Raw genomic sequence first — 4,492 nt, 5'->3', positions numbered from 1 at the left:
AAGCCAGCCCCGATGAAATGATGAAGCCGGTCGTAGGGTATCGCATCCGAACGGGCTGCCATGGGTTGGATGCTCTTGCGATCGCCGGGCCGGATCAGACCGGCGATATAGGCCGGGCACATTCTACGTCGAGTCTTATTCCCCAAGGCTTCCAGATATGGCGCAAGCCACCGTTCAAGATCCGCCTGCCACGCCTCTTCCATCGCCAGCCTCCATCAAAGCTGGCTCCCCATGAATCACGCATTCAGTGCCATGGGAATCCCGAAAATCAAACTTCTGCCAAAGTAGTGCTAGTCAAACTCATACCAAAACCCGATGAGTCAAGCCCATCGGGTTTTGGCATTAATGGATTTTCCGGGCAATCTGCGAGGATGTCCGCTTGCAATTGTGGAATCCCGTGACCCGCCAGCCAGTGGTCGGTCGACATGAAGACAGGGAGATTGGACCCTGAAAGTTAAGGAGGGGCGTATCAGGGGAAGTGCTGGGGCACCGGCACATCCTGCGTATCGCTTTGAAGTCATTAACCTATAAAATGCGTCGGTCTGAACACGTAATATCTGATTGGTACAGCGCGATTTACTAATTTCTCGATGCGCGGCTCAACTCCTGCAGGTCGGCGATCAGGTAGCGCAAGAAGTTCTTGCTGGCAGAAGGCAGTTCCCGCCCCGAACGGCTGACGACATGCGCGTGCCCGCTCAGTCCCTGATGCTGGATGGGAAGCGCAACCAGGCGCCCCTCGACGATCTCCTGCGCTGCGGTGAATGCAGGCAGCAGGGTGGCTCCGCCGCAATATTCGGCATAGTTCTTGAGCGCCGCGATCGACGAGGAACTGAGCTGCGTTGTCAGGCGGATACCTTCGACCTGCTCGACGTTCTGGACCACCTGGCGGATGCCGAATGCCTTCTGCATCTGGGCCAGCGGATATTCGACCAGATCGGCAAGGTGCAGCGGTTCGCCGCGCCGGGCCAGCGGATGGTCAGGGCTGACGATGACCGAAACCGCCTGATTGACCGAGACATGGCTGCGCAGCCGAGGATCGCGCGGGGGACTGTAGACCAGCGCCAGATGGACAGCATCCTCCAGCACCAGACGCACCGCCTCGTTGGTGCCCGTCGTTTCCATGGAAATGCTGATCAACGGATAGTCGCGGGTAAAGCGCTTGAGGCTGCCTGACGAAACGACACCGACGAACCCTTCGCCCATCGCCAGCGAGACCCGGCCGCGCTTGAGGTTTCGCAGGTCTCCGATCTGGCCCACAGTATCCTCTTCGTCGGCAAGGCGGCGGCGGTGATAGTCGAGCAGAAGCTCCCCGGCCTCGGTCACGCGCACGCCCTTGTTGTGCCGTTCGAGCAGGTTCACGCCCAGCTTGCGCTCCAGCATCGAGATCTGCCGGCTGACCGCCGATGCATTGATGTTCAGCTTGTCCGCAGCGGCACGAACGCTGCCCGCCTGAACGGTTTCGTGAAGATAGGTGATCCAGCGGTCGTCCAGCAGCATCCGGGAAACATGACCTGCCGTTGCCCTGAATGCAACACGGACAATGGGACGACGGCCTTTCGCCTCCACGCCACCTGCCTAGACTTCAACGAAACGGCTCTGTTGCAAAGATCGTCCGCGAGCGAGTGAGATCCGCCGCTTCATGGCAATCAGGCGGCCGCGGCCAAGTGTTGGTTGAGTAGTTCCATGGTCTCGGTCAGGGCTGACGGTCCAATGCCGAAAGCTCGCTCGACAAGACGCAGCTCGCCCATGATCCCTGGTTGCAGGCACCACGGTCGGGCCTGTCCTTTGCGTAGGGCGCGCATGACCTCGAAGTCTATGATCGTGGCGTAGGCTGTGGGCATCGAGTTGAAACCACGGACGGGCTTGATCAATATCTTGAGCTTGCCATGATCAGCCTCGATCACATTGTTCAGGTATTTCACCTGCCGGTGTTCGGTTGCCGCCGCGAGCTTTCCTTCTCGTTTCAACTCAGCGATTGCGGCGCCGTAGCTTGGTGCCTCGTCGGTGTTGAGTTTCGTCGGACTTTCCCAGTCCTTCAGACCGCGAAGGGCTTTGCCCAGAAAGCGCTTTGCAGCCTTGGCGTTGCGGGTCGGTGACAGATAGAAATCAATTGTGTCGCCCCGCTTGTCGACCGCCCGATACAGGTAGGTCCATTTCCCCCGCACCTTGACGTAAGTCTCATCGAGGCGCCAGCTCGGATCAAAACCACGCTGCCAGAACCAGCGGAGTCGTTTCTCCATCTCCGGCGCGTAGCGCTGCACCCAACGATAGATAGTCGTATGATCGACATCGATCCCACGCTCAGCCAGCATTTCCGCGAGATCACGATAGCTGATGCCGTATCGACAATACCAGCGCACCGCCCATAGGATGACCTCTCCGGTGAAGTGCCGCACCTTGAAATCGTTCATCGCAACAGATTCTGCCAATCCAACATCCCAATCTTGGCGACTGCGCCAGAGTTTGCAACAGAGCCGCCGTGGGCACCCACCTCGCGCGGCGCACATCGCTGGCGCGCGCGCTGCCGATGCCCGGTCTGTTTACCACCGAGCGGCTGTTGCTGGCCGATGCCCCGGATCGGTAGGCCCTTGCGCTTGCCCACGCGCTCGAGGGCGCCACCACCGCGCACCTGGGCGCGCTCGACACGGCACGCACACGCGCCGCGCTCCTCACCCAGCGGCTCGCTGCGTTGCGTCGGAATTCGCGCGCGGGCGAGGCCTGGATCTTGCTGGCGGGATTTGCGCCGCTTGGGCTCGACCAGGTGATGGACGCCATCGGGGTCAACCGGCGCGGAACTTATGCGCTCAGCGCCGCGCTAGCCGAAACCGGATTGGCCGAACGTCAGTCCCGTCAGGGCAAGGTCCTCCTCGTCGCCATCGAACGCGCGCAGGCAAACGAGGCTCCGGGTCCGGTCTTCACCGGCGCGCTGGGCACGGCCGTTGACGAATTGGACGAGGCGATGGCCGACCTCGACCGCCTGCTCGCGCGGACCGGCAATCAGGGGGCCACCGGCACGTAAGGAACGCCGATCCGGCGCGGCGCGCGCATGCGCCGTTGCAGGAGCGTGCGTACCGCCTTGCGCGCTTCGCCGCGCGCGGCGAAGGAGCACTGCTTGCCCTGCCCCGCCGCTCCGATCCGTCCCCAGCTCCAGGTCAGCGTGGTCCATCCGAACAGGTCCTCGGCCACCTCGACCTGCCAGCGACGCGCGAGCCCGCGCGCCGGATCGCGGGCTTCCAGCGCGAGGCGTCCGCCTTCGGGCGCCAGCAGCTGGTTGAGTGTCGTCTCGATGTCCATGAGACACGTTTTACGCGCGCGCAAAGGCTGCGATCCAACGCGAATTTTGAATCAGAGCCCCCCTGGTGATTCCCGCAGTCGATCAAGATTGACCAAATCTCATCGCAACAAAATGGCCTCTGCAAGGGAAGGCTTGAGCATCAAACAGGTCCGGCCAGATAAACGCCCAGGCTGCAATGCCCCCGGTGGACATCTTGGCAAAGTTTGCCATTGGCGCTATAAACGAGTGATGTCGACGATGAACATTTCCCTGCCCGACGCACTCAAGGCATTTGTCGATCAACAGGTCCATAGCCGCGGCTTTGGTACCAGCAGCGAATATATGCGCGAGTTGATCCGCAAAGATCAGGATATTCAGCGCCTCAAGGACCTCCTGCTCGAAGGCGCGCAATCGGCCCCCGGTGCGCCAATTGACGCGGCCTATTTTGATGGTCTGCGTACGCGAGTGAACACGCGTAACGCTTCGTGACTTCCAAGCCCGTTGTCCCGAGAGCTCGGGCACTTGCCGATATCGACGAGGCAGTGGACCATTACGCTCAGGAGGCCGGAGGCGACGTCGCCTTGCGCTTCGTTGATGCCCTTCAAGACGCATTCGAACGAACTGGGCAGAACCCTGCCACCGGATCGTCGAGCTGGTCCCACGACCTCGGCCTGCCCGGTCTTCGAACCAGGCGTATCCGGGGATTTCCATGGCTGATCTTCTACATCGAGCTTGATGCGCACGTCGACGTTTGGCGCATACTGCACACGAAACGCGACATCCCGATTTCCATGACCAAGTTGAACATCGAATAAGGCAGGTTTTTACGCGTGCGATCTGCAGTTTGGCGCGGATGGACCGGACGTATCGTCATAAGCCCAAGTCTCGGGTTTAAACGTCCGACGGAAAAGGACGGTCGCGGTAACTACTTTCTCCACTTTTCCGCGCTTCCCATGCTTTTTCTCGCTCTCGCGCATAGGCTTTCTGCACGCGCACCCTGCTAATGCCGTACTTCTCGGCAAGCTGCCCGAAGGTCGCTCCATCCATGACAGCAACATAGATTGCCGCGTTGCGCTCTTGCTCCGAGCTCGAACCGCTCACTTCCATCTATTCACTCCAACCACCAAGGTTGCCCAGCATTTTGCGCCAGCCACCAATCTCAATTATGCCACCTTAGATCTGAAGGCCATCTAGCGAATATTCGTAAGCGGTGTTCTC

The 4,492-nt window shown here is 60.4% G+C and carries 8 protein-coding genes; 3 read left to right on the top strand and 5 right to left on the bottom strand.

The window, feature by feature from the left end; genetic code table 11:
- The 3 genes from MBENS4_RS25085 to MBENS4_RS22700 all read right to left on the bottom strand — a co-directional run.
- Nucleotides 1-203, bottom strand: a 203-nt coding sequence (locus MBENS4_RS25085) for a transposase (protein ID WP_039396470.1), incomplete at its 3' end; no start/stop codon positions are given.
- A 376-nt stretch (nt 204-579) separates the two neighbouring features.
- A complete protein-coding gene (locus MBENS4_RS22705; protein WP_144401065.1) occupies nt 580-1,566 on the bottom strand; it encodes a LysR family transcriptional regulator in 987 nt (328 codons plus the stop codon).
- An 80-nt stretch (nt 1,567-1,646) separates the two neighbouring features.
- Nucleotides 1,647-2,411: an IS6 family transposase gene (locus MBENS4_RS22700; protein ID WP_039396267.1), complete on the bottom strand. Its 765-nt coding sequence runs from the start codon at nt 2,409-2,411 to the stop codon at nt 1,647-1,649.
- A gap of 314 nt (nt 2,412-2,725) precedes the next feature.
- Here MBENS4_RS22700 and MBENS4_RS24455 point away from each other — a divergent pair, with 314 nt between their 5' ends.
- Nucleotides 2,726-3,019, top strand: a complete 294-nt coding sequence (locus MBENS4_RS24455; protein ID WP_144401064.1) for a hypothetical protein — start codon at nt 2,726-2,728, stop codon at nt 3,017-3,019.
- Here the strand turns inward: MBENS4_RS24455 and MBENS4_RS22690 are convergent.
- Nucleotides 2,998-3,294 carry a WGR domain-containing protein gene (locus MBENS4_RS22690; RefSeq protein WP_052322719.1) on the bottom strand — a complete coding sequence of 99 codons (297 nt, stop codon included), beginning with the start codon at nt 3,292-3,294 and terminating at the stop codon, nt 2,998-3,000. The genes MBENS4_RS24455 and MBENS4_RS22690 overlap by 22 nt on opposite strands.
- A 133-nt stretch (nt 3,295-3,427) precedes the next feature.
- On the opposite strand from MBENS4_RS22690, the gene MBENS4_RS22685 reads away from it, so the two are divergent.
- Both MBENS4_RS22685 and MBENS4_RS22680 read left to right on the top strand, forming a co-directional pair.
- The gene (locus MBENS4_RS22685) at nt 3,428-3,763 is read left to right on the top strand and encodes a ribbon-helix-helix domain-containing protein (RefSeq protein ID WP_242405090.1); all 336 of its coding nucleotides are present in this window, start codon (nt 3,428-3,430) and stop codon (nt 3,761-3,763) included.
- Nucleotides 3,760-4,089 (top strand): type II toxin-antitoxin system RelE/ParE family toxin, encoded by a 330-nt coding sequence (locus tag MBENS4_RS22680; RefSeq protein WP_039396261.1) that lies wholly within the window; start codon nt 3,760-3,762, stop codon nt 4,087-4,089. Before MBENS4_RS22685 ends, MBENS4_RS22680 begins: the two co-directional genes overlap by 4 nt.
- Nucleotides 4,090-4,165: 76 nt before the next feature.
- Here MBENS4_RS22680 and MBENS4_RS25080 read toward each other — a convergent pair whose 3' ends face one another.
- Nucleotides 4,166-4,381 (bottom strand): hypothetical protein, encoded by a 216-nt coding sequence (locus MBENS4_RS25080; RefSeq protein WP_084592332.1) that lies wholly within the window; start codon nt 4,379-4,381, stop codon nt 4,166-4,168.
- Nucleotides 4,382-4,492 lie beyond the last annotated feature (111 nt).

Origin of the sequence: Novosphingobium sp. MBES04 (assembly GCF_000813185.1) — a bacterium.
GTDB lineage: Bacteria > Pseudomonadota > Alphaproteobacteria > Sphingomonadales > Sphingomonadaceae > Novosphingobium > Novosphingobium decolorationis.
The sequence above is the reverse complement of the archived record's forward strand: the minus strand, read 5'-3'. Positions and strand labels throughout refer to the sequence as shown.